This is a genomic window from Herbaspirillum sp. Her3 (genome assembly GCF_057961275.1).
On the sequence record NZ_CM176328.1, the window covers coordinates 679,220 to 695,956 of the forward strand.

Genomic DNA, 16,737 nt, shown 5'->3' on the forward strand with positions numbered 1-16,737 from the left:
GCAGGGTGAAGCGTGAAAACGGGCGGGAAATCGGAAGGGGGCCTCATGCCTGCAAGCCCTCCAGATAGCGCTCCACATGGCGCTGGAATTGCACCGGCGGCACGTGATGCGCACCATGCAGGATCAGCGGTTCCACCCATTGCATGCCGCACAGGCGTGCGGTCTGCTGGTAGGGCGGCAGGAAGTCGGTGAAGGGATGGCCATGGCGGCCCGTGCTCTGGTAGGACGCCGTTTCGCCACCCGTGGAGACCACCAGCCAGAAGCGCTTGCCCTGCAGCGCGTGGCCGTCGTGGCCGAAGGCCCAGCCGCGCGCCAGGACGCGGTCCAGCCACTCCTTCTGCAGCGGCGGCATGCTGTACCAGTGGATGGGATGCTGCATCACGATCAGCTCGGCCTGGCTCAGCAGTTGCTGTTCGTGTTCCACGTCGATGTGGAAATCGGGGTAGTGCTCGTAGAGATCATGCACGGTCACATCGGGCAGGCGGGCGGCCGCTTCCAGCATCAGGCGATTGGTGCGCGAGAGCTCGGCGGCGGGATGGGCGTACAGGATCAGGACCTTGGACATGGTAGTGGCGCGGGCAATGTGGACGGCGGCAGGGCGGACAGGCGCTACTCAGGTGCAAATGGCCGGAACATGGATGGCCCTGATGCTGTCTGCCCTGAAGAGGGAAAGGAGTGTGCCACGAAAGCGCGGCGGCCGGCTTGTATGAAACTGCTCGGCGGCTGCCCTCCCGGCTGGTGTCCAAAGCCGGGCAATGCGCTTATACTCAGCCACTTCCCGGGCCCCGTCGCGCCATCGCCGGCCTGTGTGCCGACGGCGGCACTTGCCGCAGTTCATTCTGACTACCTATTGCAGCCATGTCCGACATCCAAGATTCCGAAGCCAACCTGCCGCCAGACCGCACCCCGGGGGCGGTTCCGGCCAAGCCCGTGTCAGCCGACGCCTCCGGTGCGCCGGCTGCCTCCCAGCAACCCGACCAGCCGTCCGCTGCGCCTGCTACCAGCGTGGTAGCAGCGACACCGGCTGCCGCTGCTGCGCCCCAGCCCGCCGCCGAGGCCGCCCAGGCCCAGGGCGCAGGCCAGGCGCAGCAGAGCGCCTATACCTCGGTGCCGCCGCCGCATCATGCCGGCGACGCCCCGTGGGCGCAGACCTGGCGCTTCCTGACGGCGCGCCTGCGCCAGCTGTCGGACAAGGCCGGCCGCCGCGTCATGCAGCGCACGCTCAAGATCGGCGTGTCGGCACGCATCTTCCATCCCGAGAGCGGTGCCAAGGGCTTGCGCAGCAAGACCCTGCAGTATCTGGAAGAATCGATTGCGCAATGGGTGATGTCGCGTGACGTGCTGGTGTTCATGATCCCGACGGTCAATACCAATGGCCTGGTCCACCCGAGCAATATCCGACTGCGCGACTATGCCAAGCACCTGGATGGCCTGGTGCTGCAGGGTGGCGCCGACGTGTCGCCGCAAAGCTATGCGCAGGCGGCGACCCGGCCCGAATGGAGCGGTGACCGCGTGCGCGACATGTACGAACTGGAGCTGCTGCATGAATTCATCGAGGCCGGCAAGCCGGTGCTGGGCATCTGCCGTGGCTGCCAGCTGATCAACGTGGCCTTCGGCGGCACGCTCTACCAGGACATCGCCTCCGACGTGCCGACCGCCATCCCGCACGTCAATGACCAGTACGACAGCAACTACCACACCCTGCACTTCCCGCAGGGCTCCTCGCTGGCGGGCATGGTCAAGACCGAGAATGCGCTGGTCAATTCGATCCACCACCAGGCCGTCCATCAACTGGGGCGGGATCTGTCGGTGGAGGCGGTGTCCGGACCGGACCAGATCGTCGAAGCCATCCGTTACCGCAAGGCGCCCTTCGTGATGGGCTTGCAGTGGCACCCGGAATTCCACCGTGCCGGCGGCCCCGAACTGCTCGACTGTACGCCCATACTGGACAGTTTCTTGCGGGCAGCGCGCGAAACCCGTTTCTGATCCGGTCGGATTGGCCGGAACCTAAGTCCGCCAGCGTCATCGAACTTCCTTTGCGCTGGCGCAAGCCTTCTGCATCGCCACTGCAGCAATGCCGCAATGCGCTATCCGCGTGCTTGCGGACTCTGTAGAATCAACAGGTCGTCGCAACGCAGCACTGCAATTCCTGCAGGCACTGCATTCAGGGAGCGGCGACTTGCTAGTCTTTTTCATCATCGGCAAACAAGGAGAATTTACATGCCCCAATCCCCCGCACTGAAGACCGTTCGCAACGATATGAAGACGCTGGTCAAGGACGCCCAGGCATTGTTCGCCGAAGCCGCCGCCGCCACGGGCGAAAAGGCTGACGAGCTGCGCGCGCGCGGCCTGACCCTGCTGGAAGCTGCGGCCGAAGCCGCCCAGACCGCCCAGGCTGCCGCCATCGAGAAGGGCAAGGAAGTCGCCGCCAAGACCGACGACTACGTGCATGAGAACCCGTGGCGCGCCGTGGCCATCTCGGCCGGCCTGGGCCTGCTGGTGGGCCTGGTCATCGGCCGCAGCAAGTAAGCTGCCCGATGGCGACTCCCCACAAGGAAGGCCCGGCCCCGGCCGCCCACCCCGGCTTGACGGCGGGCCTGCTGGGCCTGGCCAAGAACTTGCTGGGCCTCATCATCAGCCGCATCGAACTGGCTTCGCTGGAGATGTCGGAAATCGGTGCCAACCTGGTCCGCTTCGCCGTCATCTTCGTGCTGGCCGCCGTCGCGCTGTGGTTTGCCATCGCCTTCTGGTCGGTGTTGATCGTCATGCTGGCCTGGGATACCTGGGGCTGGCGGATCCTGGCGCTGCTGGGCTTCGTCTTCAGCGGCGCGACCGTGGGCCTGGTGTGGTACGCCCGTTCAGTGCTGATGCAGGGCAAACTATCCCTGCCGCAGACCATGAGCGAGCTGCGCAAGGACCGCGATGCGCTCTTGTGACGCGGCGTGCGCCATTTTTCCCAGTTCAGTGAGGACGGCATGAGCGATCAGGACCAGGGCATGACCCATGAGGAACGCAAGCGCAAGGTGCTCGCGCAAGGCGCGCTGTACCGGCTGGGCGTGATGGAAGCGCGCGAAGTAGTGCGCGAGAACCTGAGCGCCGAGTCGCTGGCCAAGGGCGCCTTGAGCCGGGTGGGCCATTTTGCCGCGTCGCTCTTTGGCGGCGGCCGGACGGTCCAGTCGATCAAGTCGCTCACGTCAGGCGGGCTGGGCAACCTCAATCTGCAGACGGTGACGCCGCTGCTGATGACGGGCGCCTCGCTGTTGTTGCGCCGCTGGTTGCGCAAGCCGTTGCTGATGGGTGGCGTGATCGCGGCCGTGGGTGGCCTGGCGTATTACTTCAGCCAGCGCGGTGGCCGCAGCGATTCGGCAGAACCGGATGACGCTGCAGCACTGCAAGGTCCGCCCGAATCGGATTGAGTGATTCGATGCGGCCAGGCGAGATGATCTGACTTGGCCATGATGTTCCTGCAAAGGCATCCGGACTTCCGGGTGCCTTTGTCATTCATGGTGACAGCTTTGACAAGCGCGACAGGAACATATCGCCGCCAGCGCGCTCTGAAGCACACCGGCCCTTGGCCAGGACAACAAGACTGAGAAGGCAAGAAAGGACATGACATGAAGAAAATTTCGATTGCAGCAATCGCCGGCGTACTGGCGCTCTCCGGCTGTGCCGACATGAGCGAGACCCAGCGCGGCACGGCCACTGGCGCGGGCATTGGCGCGGGCCTGGGCGGCATCATCGGTGCGGCCACGGGCGGTGGCGGCGGCGGACGCGCGCTGGGCGGTGCGGCCATTGGCGGTGCCATCGGCGCCGTGGCCGGCAACATCTGGTCCAACCGCATGGAAAACCAGAAACGCGCTATGGAACAAGCCACCCAGGGTACCGGCGTGCAGGTCACCCAGACGGCCGACAACCGCCTGAAGCTGGAAATCCCTAGCGACATCTCCTTCGATACCGGCCGCGCCGACATCAAGCCGGAGATGCGCCCGGTGCTGGACCGCTTCGCTGCCACCCTGGTGGAAAACCCGGCCACCACCGTGACCATCGTGGGTCACACCGACAATACCGGCAGCGATGCCATCAACGATCCGCTGTCGCAACAGCGCGCCGCCCGTACCCGCGATTACCTGACCTCGCGCGGCGTGGCTGCCAGCCGCTTCAACATCATGGGCCGTGGATCGCATGAGCCGCTGGTGCCCAACACCAGCGACGCCAACCGCGCCAAGAACCGCCGCGTGGAAATCTTCGTGGCCGAGCCGCAGGCCGCCGCACCGGCCCAGCAGGCGCCGGGCAGCTACCCGCCACCACAGCGGTATTGAGGCGATATGAAGGATTCTTCGGGGCGTCCGGCAAGGCGGGCGCATCTGGAGGGGCCGGCAGGGTAGCCAGTGGCAATTCGCCCTCAGGGAACCTGAACGGAAATGTAAAAATCCCCGGATTTTGTCCGGGGATTTTTTTTGAGCTGACCTGCAGGCCGGATGGCCGGGAAGCAGGCTTACTTGGCGGCTGCGTCTGCCGCCGGTGCAGCGCCGTCGGCGGCGGCCGGGGCCTTCACTTCGGGTTCCTTGAACTTGGCGCCGGACTGGTTGGCCATGTAGACCACGGTGCGCTGGATCTCGACGTCATCCAGATCCGGGTTGCCGCCCTTGGCGGGCATGGCGCGCAGGCCGTTGATGGCGTGCGAGACCAGGGTGTCATAGCCTTGGGCGATGCGGGCCTGCCAGGCGGCGGCGTCGCCGACCTTGGGTGCACCGGCTACACCGGCGCTGTGGCAGGCCGAGCAGGTGGTCTTGTAGACTTCTTCACCGGAGAGCAGTTGCTTGGGACCATTGGCATCACGGAAGGTGAAGCCATCGTCGGAAACGGGTTTGATGCGTGCCGCGATCATCTCGGGCGTCTGGCTGTCGGAGCCGGCGCCGGTTTTCTGGCCATTGGTCACGTACTGCACCAGCAGCACGATGCACACGATGGGGACCATAAAACCTGCGACCACGGCTGCGATCAATTGCTTGGGAGTCTTGATTGCCGACTCGTGTTCATGCTGAGCTGAGCTCATTGGCGTCCCTCCGTAATGTTTCCTCGAAATTGGGGCGGAAAACGTCGGTTCCCTTTGTATCGCCTCATCGCTGATGGCCGTCTGGCCGGGCATTGCGTGGCACCAGGATCAGGCAGGGCTGTCATTGCGCTCTCTCGCCGAACTCTTGATTATAGTCACAATGCTTTCCGTTTGACACGGAAAAACCGCCAGCGCCATGGACGTCCCGCAGGAAAGACGGTATCCTTCAGGCCTTTCCGGGGTTCGCCCCGATTCAGCGCGGCTGTAGCTCAGTGGATAGAGTATTGGCCTCCGAAGCCAAGGGTCGTGGGTTCGATCCCCGCCAGCCGCGCCACTTCCATTCCTGCCGCGCCATCCTGCTGCTGCAGCGCCAATCTTCTACAAATTACAAATAAAGCAACGTATTCTGCTGGCGAGCAGTATGCGTGGGTTGCGCAACAGATACTTTGCGCGATATCAACTCCTGTCCAAGGGCCTGCTGAACTTTTGCCGCGGGCAGCCAGCGTCAGGCACATTCCCTCCGGCAATTTTTGGCCGTTCCGATGCGATCGGATTCTCATCCGGCGGAACTCATCCGGCCAGGAGGAAAAGGGAGAATTGGCGCCACATTAGAGCGATTCTCACGGCTTTACTCCTTCTTGCACGAATTTAAGATACAGCAACATCAATAAGCTTGGTCACATGCCGCGAGAGGGGAATGTGTAGCGCCAAGTCCGGCCTTGCTGGTGTACTGCCGGTCATGACGGCCGCAGGGCGTTCTTTTTTCACCATGGGAGCAGAACCATAAGAAATTCAGGATTGTTCTGCGCACATGCGGGGCAATGGTGCTGCTGGAGACGGAGGCATCGCCTCAACCGGGCACAGCCCATGAATAACGGGACCGGCCGGCGTTCGCTCAGCCTGCAGGACATACCCGGACGATTACGGCAGCATCAGGCAGCCCGCAAGAACCTTCTTATTCACTTGAAGCCGGATCTGCCTCAGGTATCGCTTTGAAAGCCGCATCATGTTGACCACTCTTGTTCCGACAAAGAACCACGGCATCTACTTAGACAATCTGCTGGGAAACGTCATCCTGCATCCGCAGTCGCCGGTAGCGCAATTGCTCATCTGCAACGACGGTTCCACCGATGACACGGCCGCGATCCTGAGAAAATATGCCTCGGATCCACGCGTACGCATCTTCGAAAACACGTCGAGCATCGGGGCAATGGCGTCGCTGATGACCATGTACCAGCATGTGCAGACGCCCTATGTCAGTTTCATGTCCAGCGATGACTTCTTCTATCCGGCGCAGATGGCGCGGCTACTGAAGGAAGTCGTCGAGAAGGACGCGTATTTCGGTTTCGGAAAATACACCATCCTCGACGGCGAGCAAGTCACTGAACTACAGCACCCCGGCTGGCGCGCACGCCATATGGAGGGGGCCGACGACTTCCGCGCGCTGCTGGGTTTCGACCATTACGCCTTCCTTTGCACGGCCATCTTCCGCAAGGAACAGTTGCCGCGCCATGGCGCCAGGGAATTGCCCTATGACCTGCGCCTGGATGGCCTGGTCAATGTCGACGGCCTGGGCGAGTTTCGTGGACACGACTGGAACCTGGCGCTCGAAATGGCCATTGCCCATCCCGACCGGATCCACTTCCTCGACGAATATTGCGGCACCTTCCGCAAGGTGGCATCGCAATTGTCGTCCGATGCGCTTTATACCCACACCGGACGTGGTGCGTATGAAATGGCGCTGCTGGTGCTGCGCCATCTGTCGAACTATCCGCTGCGCCGGCGTCTCAAGGAGGCCCCTGCCTTCATGACTGCGGTACAGAACCTGTTCTACACAAAATTCTCGCAGATGACCGCCGAAGCGCGCGAGAGCCGCAATTTCCACGAGATCTACAAACCGGTCCTGCTGGCCGCCAACGCACTGTTGAGCAATATGTAAGTCCGCCGCTCCCACGAGCGCTGGCGGGCATGCGCTGTATTTTTGGGAAAAACAGCCGTATACAAGGTCAGTAAGCTCCGGGCCGCGCCGGCATCAGGCGTCGCCATTCGTTAATAACGCACGAACAATTTATCTGAAGCAACATGGACAAGTACGCAATTGACAGTCACAAGCTGATCTACCATCCCAAGCGAGTGGCGCAGTTCCTGGAGGCGGGCGACGAGTGGGAAAAGGCCAAGTCGGTCTATCCGATCTACGTGGAAGTCTCCCCCGTGGGCGCATGCAACCACCGCTGCACCTTCTGCGCGGTGGACTACATCGGCTATCAGAGCAACATGCTCAACGTCGATCTGTTTGCGCAGCGCGTGAGCGAGATGGGGCGCCTGGGCGTGAAGAGCATCATGTTCGCCGGCGAAGGCGAGCCGCTGCTGCACAAGAAGATCAATGAGATGGTGCGCGCTACCAAGGAGGCCGGCATCGATGTCTCCTTCACCACCAATGCCACGGTCTTGAACGAGGAATTCGTGCAGCGCTCGCTGGAGCTGACCTCGTGGATCAAGGTCTCGCTCAACGCCGGCACGGCCGAGACCTATGCCAAGGTCCACCGCACCAAGGAAAAGGACTTTGGCCGCGTGATCGCCAACCTGCAGCGCGCCGTTGCCCACAAGAAGGCCAACGGGCTCAAGTGCGTGATCGGCGCGCAAGCTTTGCTGCTGCCTGAAAACGCCCATGAGATGCAGACCCTGGCACAGATCTGCCGCGATGAGATCGGCCTGGACTACCTGGTCATCAAGCCCTATTCGCAGCATATGTTCAGCCAGACCCAGGTCTACAAGGACATCAACTACAACGAATCGCTCAAGCAGGCTGAAAAGCTGCGTTCGCTCAGCACCGACAGCTTCCAGGTGGTGTTCCGCGAGAACACCATGCGCAAGACCCTGCAAGCGGAGAGCCGCTACAGCAAGTGCAATGCCACACCCTTCTTCTGGGCCTACGTCATGGCCGACGGCGATGTCTACGGCTGCAGTGCCTATCTGCTGGACAAGCGCTTCATGTACGGGAATCTGAACGAGGAATCCTTCCAGGCCATCTGGGAAGGCAAGAAGCGCGAAGAGAATTTCCGCTACATCCGCACGGAGCTGGACATCAAGCAGTGCCGCGTCAATTGCCGCATGGATGAGGTCAATCGCTACCTGTTCAACCTCAAGGAAGGCTTGATCGAGCACGTCAACTTCATCTGATTTTCCGATTTCCGATTCTCGTCTGATCGAATAACTTAACTTATGAAATGTCTAGTCACCGGCGGTGCCGGATTCATCGGTAGCCATCTCAGCGCGCTGCTCATCGCCGAGGGTCATGAAGTGGTGGCCCTCGATAGCCTGGTCTCCGGCCAGTTGAGGAACATCGAGGCGCTGCGCGAGAATCCGCGTTTTTCCTTCGTGCATGCCGACATCCGTGAGCCGGCCGCCATCGCACCGGCATTCGCGGGCGTTGATTGGGTATTTCATCTGGCCGGCATGGCGGACATCGTGCCTTCCATCAACAAGCCCGACGAGTATTACAGCACCAATGTGTCGGGCACCTTCAACGTGCTCGAATGCGCCCGCGCCAATCAGGTCAAGCGCCTGGTCTATGCGGCGTCCTCGTCGAGCTACGGCATTCCCGATCATTACCCCACCGCCGAGACCGCCCCGATCCAGCCGCAATATCCGTATGCGCTGACCAAGTACATGGGCGAAGAACTCGTGCTCCACTGGGGCAAGGTCTACAAGTTGCCTACGGTGTCGCTGCGCCTGTTCAACGTCTATGGCACACGTTCGCGCACTACCGGCGCTTATGGCGCCGTGTTCGGCGTGTTCCTGGCGCAGATCCTCAAGGGCAAGCCCTTGACGGTGGTTGGCGACGGTACCCAGACGCGCGATTTCACCTACGTCACTGACGTCGCGCGCGCGTTCCTGGCCGCTGCGCAATCGGAGGTGAGCGGCGAGGCGATGAACGTGGGCAGCGGCGACCATTACAGCGTCAACCGTCTGGTTGAGCTGTTGGGCGGCGAGGTGCAATACATTCCCAAGCGGCCCGGCGAGCCCGACTGCACTTTCGCTGACACCGGCAAGATCGAGCGGCTGCTGGGCTGGAAGGCGCAGATCAGCTTTGAAGAAGGGGTGGCCACCATGCTGGCCAACATCAATGACTGGCGCGATGCGCCGGTGTGGGACGCCCAGAGCATCGGCAAGGCCACGGAAGTCTGGTTCCAATATCTTGGAGGCAAGGAGAAATGACGGTACTGACCCTGCTCTCGCGTCTGGAACGCTTTCGAGACATCATCGCCCAAACGGCCATCAGTGATCGCAGCAGCGTTCCCCTGCCGCTGGAAGCGGGCATGGATTCCCTCTGCCAGCAACTGGCCCGCTTGCGAGAACGCCGGGGTCAGCTTTACATCATCGGCAACGGCGGCAGTGCCGGCGTGGCCGCCCATGCCGTGACCGATTTCTTCAACGTGGCGCAGCTGCGCGCGAGCACCCTGCATGAGAGTTCCCTGCTGACCTGCATGGCCAACGACTACGGCTACGAAAACGCCTTCGCCCGCATGCTCTCGCAGGTGCTTTCGCCCGAGGACATGCTCATCGCCATCAGCAGCTCGGGCAATTCGCTCAATATCCGCAACGCTGTCTCTGCGGCACGCGAGATCGGCGCCTTCACGCTGACCCTGAGCGGGTTCAAGGAGAACAATCCGCTGCGCGCCATGGGGGATTCCAACGTCTGGCTCGATTCGCAAGACTATGGCTTCGTCGAGATCGGCCATCAGTTCATCCTGCACAACCTGGCAGACCGTTTCAACGACAAGCTGAAGGGACAATGATGAGTACGCACAAGATCCTGCCTTTGGCCGAACTGGCCGCCATCACGGAGACCCTGAGGGCGCAAGGCAAACGCATTGTTCTGTGCCATGGCACGTTCGACCTCATGCATACCGGTCACATCCGCTATCTGCAGCGGGCCGCCAAGGAGGGCGATGTCCTCATCGCCACCGTGACGGCCGATGAGTTCGTCAACAAGGGCCCGGGGCGTCCGGTCTTCAACCAGCAGATGCGCGCTGAGAACCTGACCGCGCTGGAATGCGTCGACTACGTGGCCATCAATTTCGCGCTCACGGCCATTGAACTGCTGGATCAGCTGCGCCCGGCGGTCTACGCCAAAGGCGGTGAATACCGTGACCATGCGGGCGACGTGACCGGCAACATCGCACGCGAGAAGGAAGCAGTCGAACGGCATGGCGGCGAAATCTTTTATACCGACGAGATCACCTTCAGCTCCACCAGCCTGCTCAACGAGCACTTCGGCGTGTTCCCACCCGATACCCGTGCCTTCCTGCAGGAGTTTGCCAAGAAGTGGAGCGACAAGAAGATCCATTCCCTGATCGACTCGCTGGCCGATCTCAAGGTATTGGTCGTGGGCGATGCCATCATCGACCAGTACCACTACGTGTCGCCGCTGGGCCAGACCGGCAAAGGCAACGTGCTGGCGGTGCAGTACCGCAACGAAGAACAGTTTGCCGGCGGCTCGCTGGCCGTGGTCAACCACGTCTCCCAGTTCGCCAAGCAGGTGACCCTGCTGACCGCCCTGGGTGACCATGACAGCCACGAAGACTTCATCCGCAGCAAGCTCAAGGAAAACGTCACGCCGGTGTTCACCTATTTCTCCGGCGCACCGACCGTCACCAAACGCCGCTTCGTCGACAACGACCTGGCTAAATTCTTCGAGATCTATTTCTTCAAGGAAGAACCGGAATTCGTCGATGGGGGCGATTTCGTGCTGCAATGGCTGGACGAGCACCTCTCGGAATTCGATGTGGTGATTACCGCCGACTTCGGCAACGGTTTCATCTCCGAGAAGATGGTCAAGAAGTTGACCGAGAAGTCGGCTTACCTGGCCGTCAATACGCAGATCAACAGCGGCAATCGCGGTTTCCATGTGATCGACCGCTACCAGCGCGCCGACTTCATCTCGCTCAACGAGCCCGAACTGCGGCTGGCCGCCCATAACAAGCACAGCTCGCTGGAAGAGGTCTGCGCGCGCATCGCCGACAAGCTGGGCGCCGGGCATCTGGCCGTCACGCGCGGCACCAAGGGGGTGCTCATGCGTGACGTCGGGCATGACCAATATAGCCGCGTGCCGGCACTGTCCTCCCGGGTGATCGACCGTATCGGCGCCGGTGATGCGTTCCTGTCCTTGTCCGCGCTCTGCCTGGCCGGTGGCCTGGAATCCGAGGTCGCCAATTTCGTCGGCAGTGTGGCCGCAGCCATGGACGTGCAGATCGTCTGTAACCGCGAACCCGTGAGCTCCATCGGCCTGAAGAAGTACGTGTCGACCTTGCTCAAATAAAGCACCTCCCATCAGGATAGACCTGTGACGAATCAAACTCATCCACCGGCTCTGCTGCAATCGATGCTGCGCATCAGGCGTATCGAAGAAGCGCTGGCCGATCGCTACAAAGAACAGGAAATGCGCTGCCCGATGCATCTGTGCATCGGCCAGGAAGCTATCGCCGTCGGCGTGGCCGCCGCGTTGCGCGCCGATGACTGCATGTACAGCAACCACCGTGCGCATGGCCACTACCTGGCCAAGGGCGGCAATCTCACGGCGATGATCGCCGAGCTGTATGGCCGGCAGACCGGCTGCTGCGGTGGCCGGGGCGGCTCCATGCACCTCATTGATACCGATGTGGCCTTCATGGGTTCCACGCCCATCGTGGGCGGAACCGTGCCCCTGGCCGTTGGTTCGGCCTGGGCGGCTTCCTTGCAGAAGCGCGATACGGTGACGGTGATCTTCTTTGGCGATGGCTGCTTCGAAGAGGGCGTGGTCCATGAGTCCCTGAACTTCGCGGCGCTGCATCGCCTGCCTATCCTGTTCGTGTGCGAGAACAATGATTTCTCCGTCTACACGCGCCGCAACGAGCGTCAGGCCGACCGCCCGATCTATCGCATTGCCGAGGCACACGGCATGTCGGCCGCGCAAGGCGATGGCAATGACGTCGAGCAGGTGCAGGCCATGGTCAGCCGTGCCGTGGCCGATCTGCGCGCGGGCCGCGGGCCCTGGTTCCTGGAATTCGATGCTTATCGCTGGCGCGAACACTGCGGTCCTGATTACGATGATCATCTAAATTACCGCAGCGCCGCCGAGATCGCCTCCGGCAAACTCGACTGCCCCATCGAGCGCTACAAGTCGAGGCTGCTGGTGAGCGGTACGCTGCAGCAGGACGATATTGGGCAGATGGAGCAGTCCATTCGCGACGAAATCGAAACCGCCTTTTCGGCAGCGCTGTTGGCACGCAAGCCGACCAACGATGAAGCAAGTACCTACGTCTATGCATGAGCAGCAGAGCCGCACACTGACCTATGTGGAAGCCATCCGCGAAGCGTTGGAGCAGAGCATGGCGCACGATGAACGTGTCATCGTCATCGGTGAAGGCGTTCCGGATCCCAAGGCCATCTTCACCTCGACCCAGGGCTTGCGTGAGAAATTCGGTCCGCAGCGGGTGTTCGACATGCCCCTGTCCGAAAACGGACTGACCGGTGCCTGTATCGGCGCGGCCATCGCGGGCATGCGGCCGGTGATGATCCACCAGCGCGTGGACTTTGCCTTGCTGTCCATGGACCAGCTGGTCAACAACGCCGCCAAATGGCATTACATGTTCAACGGCAAGGCCACCGTGCCGCTGGTGGTGCGCATGATCGTCGGCCGTGGCTGGGGGCAGGGGCCGCAGCACTCGCAGAGTCTGCAGGCGATGTTTGCCCAGATCCCCGGCCTGCGCGTGGTCATGCCGACCACGGCGCATGACGCCAAGGGCATGATGATTGCCGCCATTGAAGACAACGGACCGGTCATTTTCCTGGAGCACCGCTGGCTGCACCACGTCAGCGATGAGGTGCCGCAAGACCGTTATCGCGTCGACCTGGACAAGGCCAAGTCCATCCATCAGGGTGACGATGTGACCATCGCGGCTTTCTCCTACATGAGCTTCGAGTCGCTCATTGCCGCGCGTGCGCTGGCCAGTGTGGCCGGTATTAAGGCCGAAGTGATCGACATGCGCAGCGTGCGGCCGCTGGACGTCGATGCGGTGCTGGCCTCGGTGCGCCGGACCGGGCGCCTGATCGTGGCCGATACCGCCTACAAGACCGGCAGCATTGCCGGGGAACTGGTGGCGGCCGTAACCGAGCAGGCCTTCGGCAGCCTGAAGAAGGCGCCGGTGCGGATCTGTTCGCCCGATTATCCGACGCCCACCGCGCCCTCGATGACGGAACATTACTATCCCACGCCGCTGATGATCGTTGAAGCCGCCCTCAAGATGCTGGACCGCGCTGCCGATAACGACACCATGAATCGCCTGGTCGAGGCGACCCGGCGCAATGGTCCGCATGACGTTCCCAATCGTGATTTTTCCGGCCCCTTCTGACCCGAGCACGACTAGCACACAGCAACGAGAAAAGCCGATATGCCATTTCCCCACGCAACAGCGGTAACCCCCAGCCCATCGGAGGCCTGGAGCAGCCTGTCCGAATCCCAGCGCCTGGCGCGAATTGCTGCAGAAGTCACCGCGCGTGCGCCGGTCTTCAATGAAAAGCTGACCGCGCTGTCGGCACGTGCCGATGGCCAGGTCATCGTGCGCCTGTTGCAGTCCTGCGGTCCGGCCGAACGCGGTACCTTGCTGCTGGACTACGAAGACTTGCTCAAGCAGGCCATCGACGACGGCATCACGGTATGGGGCGAATCGCTGGGTGACAAGAACTCTCTGCGCAATCTGCGCGGTATCGAGGTGAAATCATGAGTAACGCGGTACAGACCAAGGACGGGGCCCTGATCCTCGATTCCCACAAGCTTTCCTATCACTATGATCGCGTGCAGGCCTGGGAAGCCGGCGAGCGGATCGCACCGGTCAGCGTTGACATGGCGCTGACCCGTGGCTGCGGTGCCATGTGCTCGTTCTGCTACGCGATGATGCAGGAGTCGCAGGCGCGTACCGGCATCAAGGTCCAGCATGCGCTGAACCTGCTGGATGACTTCGCCGAAATCGGCATTCGCAGCGTGTCGCTGGTGTCCGATGGCGAGAGTACGCTCTCCAAGGCCTACGTGCCGTTCATCCAGCACGCGGCCTCGCTGGGCATCGATGTTGGTAACGCTACCAATGCCTGGGAATGGGGGCCGGAGAAGGTCGACCAGATCTTGCCGCACATGACCTGGATCCGTTTTACCGTGGCCGCCGGCCGTGCCGAAAGCTATGCACGCATCATGTACAAGGGGCCCGAGCATACGGAGGTCTATGATCGCGCCATCAAGAACATCAAGTACGCCGTGGATCTCAAGCGCAAGCTGGGCCTGTCGGTGACGCTGGGCATCCAGATGGTGCTGACACCCGATCTCAAGGATGAGATCATTCCGTTCGCCCAGCTGGGGCTCGATCTTGGCGTGGACTACGCGGTCATCAAGCATTGCTCGGATGACGAGCAAGGTACGCTGGGCATCGATTACTCCCAGTATGCAGCCCTCTATGGCGTGCTCGAGCAGGCCGAGGCGATGAGCAACGACACCACCAAGGTCATCGTCAAGTGGTCCAAGATCCGTGATGGCGACCAGGCTTCGTACAGCCGTTTCTATGGACCGCAGTTCCTGCTGCAGATCAGCGGCAGCGGCCTGGTGGCGCCGTCCGGGATGTTTTTCAACGCACGTTACTCCAAGCTGCACATCGGCAACTTTACCGAGGAGCGCTTCAAGGACATCTGGAAGTCCGAACGCTACTGGCGTGCCATGAACTACCTGGCCTCGCCGGCCTTCGATGCGCCCAAGATGATGGGGACGCTGCCCATCCAGCACTACGTCAGCGTGGCGCTGGACAATCATGCCAAGGGGATTCAGCGCATCCAGCCGGGCACCGATCCGAAGCCCCTGCATCACAATTTCCTTTGATGCAGGCGCCTGGCCAGCGGCCCGCTGGCTGGTGCAACAAGCCCGACAAGCAAACGGCCCGTCCATGGACGGGCCGTTTTGTCTCCAGCACTACGGCGGTTTCAAAGCAGCACGGCCGGCAAGTCCAGTCCCATGCTCTTGAGCGATTCCTTGCGGGCGTTGCGGATGCTGTCGTTGGCCAGTGGCCACTTGCGATAGATCGACAGGTAATCCAATCCCATGGAACCATTGCTTTTGGCATCGTTGTTGCGGCTGCTACCCAGGTTGACATGCACCACGGGACCAGCCACGCCGATGAAGTTGAAGGAATGCTGGAACAGCAGCGCAATCAGGTAATCCCAGTCCTCGTGGCTTTGCAGGTTGGTATCGACCTTGTGCCGACGGGCGATGGCGGCCGGCAGGATGACGGCATTGTTGGGAATGAAGTTGCGCACCAGCAGGACGGCGATCTCGGTGCTGCCGATCTCCACTTCGCGCGAAGATATCGTCTGGATGGCGCCATCGTTGCGGGATTCGCGCACCTCGGTAAAGTTGGCGTAGTTGACCGCTTCCGGCGAGAGCTTGCCGCAATCGACCAGGCCCTGCAGATAATGGCTGTGGTAGCTGTCATCGTCATCGAGGAACAGCATGTAGCGGCCGCGCGCCAGGTCCACCCCCACGTTGCGCGTCTCGCCGGGGCCCTTGGCGCCGGGCAATGCGCAAAAGATATCGTGCGCGCGCAGCAGTGCGGTGGCCACGTTCTTTGTCTCGGCGCTGCCTTCGTCGGCCACCAGCACGATCTCGAAGTTGGGGAAGCTCTGCGCCAGCACGGACTTCAGTGCGCGCTCCAGCAGAAGGGGTCGATGGTGCGTGGTGACGATGACCGAAAACAGGGGGGCGTTGTTCATGGAATCAATCAGCTCTCATTGGAAGAAGGTCTCGCGTTTCTCGTCGCCGTACTGGCGGTCACAGCGCTTGAGCACCTGGTTGCGCAGGGGGTAGAACAATTTGAGATAGCGTTCATCCGCGCTGGCGATGTAGGCCATCTTCAATGCGTTGAGGACGAACATGTCGTCGCGGCAGGGGTAGTACATGGGATCGGACCAGGGCATCTGGCCCATGTCGAAATGCGCCACCGGAATGCTGTGGTCCAGCGCGAGGATCAGCGAGGCGATGCGCTCCATGACGAACACTTTCATGTCCAGCGGCATCTTGTGATAGGTGGTCAGCGCGTTCATGCGCCGGGCAAAATCACTGTTGCCGTTTTCGACGTCTTCGTACAGCCGTTCGGTGATGGCGAACCACTTGCTCCAGAACGAAGGCTTGGCCACCAGGAAGTTGCAGTAGATGGTGCTGCGGAAGTCCATCGCCAGGCGCGACAGATCCACGTCGAGCTCGATGGAGGCGAGGAAGGCCTGCATCAGCGGCACCATACCGGGGTGGTAGCGGTTGCCCTGCTCGAACATGCTCAGGTAGCAGGTCGAGTCCTGCAGGAAGGGCGTGAAGGTGTAGACCTCGTTGCCCGGATTGTCCTCGATGAAGCGATGCACCCGTTGCGATTGCAATTGCGTCTTGCCAAAGAAATTGGGCGAGAAGAAACCATAGAGATCGTCCTCATTAAGCACGTTCTGCAGGAAGAAATTGCGGATCGGCCAATATTCGCGCCAGTCCGGCCGCGGGTTGCCCTGGTTCTCCAGGGGGATGAAGCCGGGATCGACCTGCCGGCGCGTGGCTTCGTTATAAAAGATTTGGTAGATATGGGTCGCCATGGACGTCTCTCGGTCAACGGTGAGCGCTCAAC

At 61.6% G+C, this 16,737-nt stretch carries 18 protein-coding genes and 1 tRNA gene; 15 read left to right on the top strand and 4 right to left on the bottom strand.

What is annotated here, in order from left to right; translation table 11 throughout:
• Positions 1–43: 43 nt before the first annotated feature.
• Positions 44–565: a glutathione-regulated potassium-efflux system oxidoreductase KefF gene (gene kefF / locus ACVC5H_RS03110; protein WP_489620961.1), complete on the bottom strand. Its 522-nt coding sequence runs from the start codon at positions 563–565 to the stop codon at positions 44–46.
• 293 nt (positions 566–858) lie between these two features.
• Between kefF and ACVC5H_RS03115 the strand changes: the two genes are divergently transcribed.
• The 5 genes from ACVC5H_RS03115 to ACVC5H_RS03135 all read left to right on the top strand — a co-directional run bounded on the left by ACVC5H_RS03115 (position 859) and on the right by ACVC5H_RS03135 (position 4,319).
• Complete coding sequence (locus ACVC5H_RS03115; protein ID WP_489620962.1) at positions 859–1,986, top strand: gamma-glutamyl-gamma-aminobutyrate hydrolase family protein; 1,128 nt, start codon at positions 859–861, stop codon at positions 1,984–1,986.
• Between the two features lie 234 nt (positions 1,987–2,220).
• Positions 2,221–2,529 carry an ElaB/YgaM/YqjD family protein gene (locus ACVC5H_RS03120; protein WP_039783473.1) on the top strand — a complete coding sequence of 103 codons (309 nt, stop codon included), beginning with the start codon at positions 2,221–2,223 and terminating at the stop codon, positions 2,527–2,529.
• 8 nt (positions 2,530–2,537) lie between these two features.
• The gene (locus ACVC5H_RS03125) at positions 2,538–2,936 is read left to right on the top strand and encodes a phage holin family protein (RefSeq protein WP_489620963.1); all 399 of its coding nucleotides are present in this window, start codon (positions 2,538–2,540) and stop codon (positions 2,934–2,936) included.
• Between the two features lie 39 nt (positions 2,937–2,975).
• A complete protein-coding gene (locus ACVC5H_RS03130; protein ID WP_489620964.1) occupies positions 2,976–3,416 on the top strand; it encodes a hypothetical protein in 441 nt (146 codons plus the stop codon).
• Positions 3,417–3,614: 198 nt separating this feature from the next.
• Complete coding sequence (locus tag ACVC5H_RS03135) at positions 3,615–4,319, top strand: YiaD family glycine zipper/OmpA-like lipoprotein (protein ID WP_489620965.1); 705 nt, start codon at positions 3,615–3,617, stop codon at positions 4,317–4,319.
• A gap of 176 nt (positions 4,320–4,495) precedes the next feature.
• Here ACVC5H_RS03135 and ACVC5H_RS03140 read toward each other — a convergent pair whose 3' ends face one another.
• On the bottom strand, positions 4,496–5,056 hold the full coding sequence (locus ACVC5H_RS03140) for a c-type cytochrome (protein ID WP_489620966.1): 561 nt from the start codon (positions 5,054–5,056) through the stop codon (positions 4,496–4,498).
• A gap of 258 nt (positions 5,057–5,314) precedes the next feature.
• On the opposite strand from ACVC5H_RS03140, the gene ACVC5H_RS03145 reads away from it, so the two are divergent.
• The 10 genes from ACVC5H_RS03145 to ACVC5H_RS03190 all read left to right on the top strand — a co-directional run bounded on the left by ACVC5H_RS03145 (position 5,315) and on the right by ACVC5H_RS03190 (position 14,957).
• A tRNA-Arg gene (locus tag ACVC5H_RS03145) sits at positions 5,315–5,390 on the top strand.
• A 672-nt stretch (positions 5,391–6,062) separates the two neighbouring features.
• Positions 6,063–6,995: a glycosyltransferase family 2 protein gene (locus ACVC5H_RS03150; RefSeq protein WP_489620967.1), complete on the top strand. Its 933-nt coding sequence runs from the start codon at positions 6,063–6,065 to the stop codon at positions 6,993–6,995.
• A 143-nt stretch (positions 6,996–7,138) separates the two neighbouring features.
• Positions 7,139–8,236, top strand: a complete 1,098-nt coding sequence (locus ACVC5H_RS03155) for a radical SAM protein (protein ID WP_489620968.1) — start codon at positions 7,139–7,141, stop codon at positions 8,234–8,236.
• Between the two features lie 42 nt (positions 8,237–8,278).
• A complete protein-coding gene (locus ACVC5H_RS03160) occupies positions 8,279–9,274 on the top strand; it encodes an SDR family oxidoreductase (RefSeq protein WP_489620969.1) in 996 nt (331 codons plus the stop codon).
• On the top strand, positions 9,271–9,855 hold the full coding sequence (locus ACVC5H_RS03165) for an SIS domain-containing protein (protein WP_489620970.1): 585 nt from the start codon (positions 9,271–9,273) through the stop codon (positions 9,853–9,855). The genes ACVC5H_RS03160 and ACVC5H_RS03165 overlap by 4 nt, the downstream gene beginning before the upstream one ends.
• Positions 9,855–11,378 (top strand): PfkB family carbohydrate kinase, encoded by a 1,524-nt coding sequence (locus ACVC5H_RS03170; protein ID WP_489620971.1) that lies wholly within the window; start codon positions 9,855–9,857, stop codon positions 11,376–11,378. Before ACVC5H_RS03165 ends, ACVC5H_RS03170 begins: the two co-directional genes overlap by 1 nt.
• 24 nt (positions 11,379–11,402) lie before the next feature.
• Positions 11,403–12,368 (top strand): thiamine pyrophosphate-dependent dehydrogenase E1 component subunit alpha, encoded by a 966-nt coding sequence (locus ACVC5H_RS03175; RefSeq protein WP_489620972.1) that lies wholly within the window; start codon positions 11,403–11,405, stop codon positions 12,366–12,368.
• Positions 12,340–13,449, top strand: a complete 1,110-nt coding sequence (locus ACVC5H_RS03180) for an alpha-ketoacid dehydrogenase subunit beta (RefSeq protein ID WP_489620973.1) — start codon at positions 12,340–12,342, stop codon at positions 13,447–13,449. Before ACVC5H_RS03175 ends, ACVC5H_RS03180 begins: the two co-directional genes overlap by 29 nt.
• 39 nt (positions 13,450–13,488) lie before the next feature.
• Positions 13,489–13,821 (top strand): hypothetical protein, encoded by a 333-nt coding sequence (locus ACVC5H_RS03185; RefSeq protein WP_489620974.1) that lies wholly within the window; start codon positions 13,489–13,491, stop codon positions 13,819–13,821.
• Positions 13,818–14,957, top strand: coding sequence for a radical SAM/SPASM domain-containing protein (locus ACVC5H_RS03190; protein ID WP_489620975.1), 1,140 nt, complete (start codon positions 13,818–13,820; stop codon positions 14,955–14,957). Before ACVC5H_RS03185 ends, ACVC5H_RS03190 begins: the two co-directional genes overlap by 4 nt.
• 101 nt (positions 14,958–15,058) lie before the next feature.
• Here ACVC5H_RS03190 and ACVC5H_RS03195 read toward each other — a convergent pair whose 3' ends face one another.
• Positions 15,059–15,844: a glycosyltransferase gene (locus ACVC5H_RS03195; RefSeq protein WP_489620976.1), complete on the bottom strand. Its 786-nt coding sequence runs from the start codon at positions 15,842–15,844 to the stop codon at positions 15,059–15,061.
• 15 nt (positions 15,845–15,859) lie between these two features.
• Entirely contained in the window at positions 15,860–16,705 is an 846-nt protein-coding gene (locus ACVC5H_RS03200; protein WP_489620977.1) for a hypothetical protein, read from the bottom strand.
• Positions 16,706–16,737 lie beyond the last annotated feature (32 nt).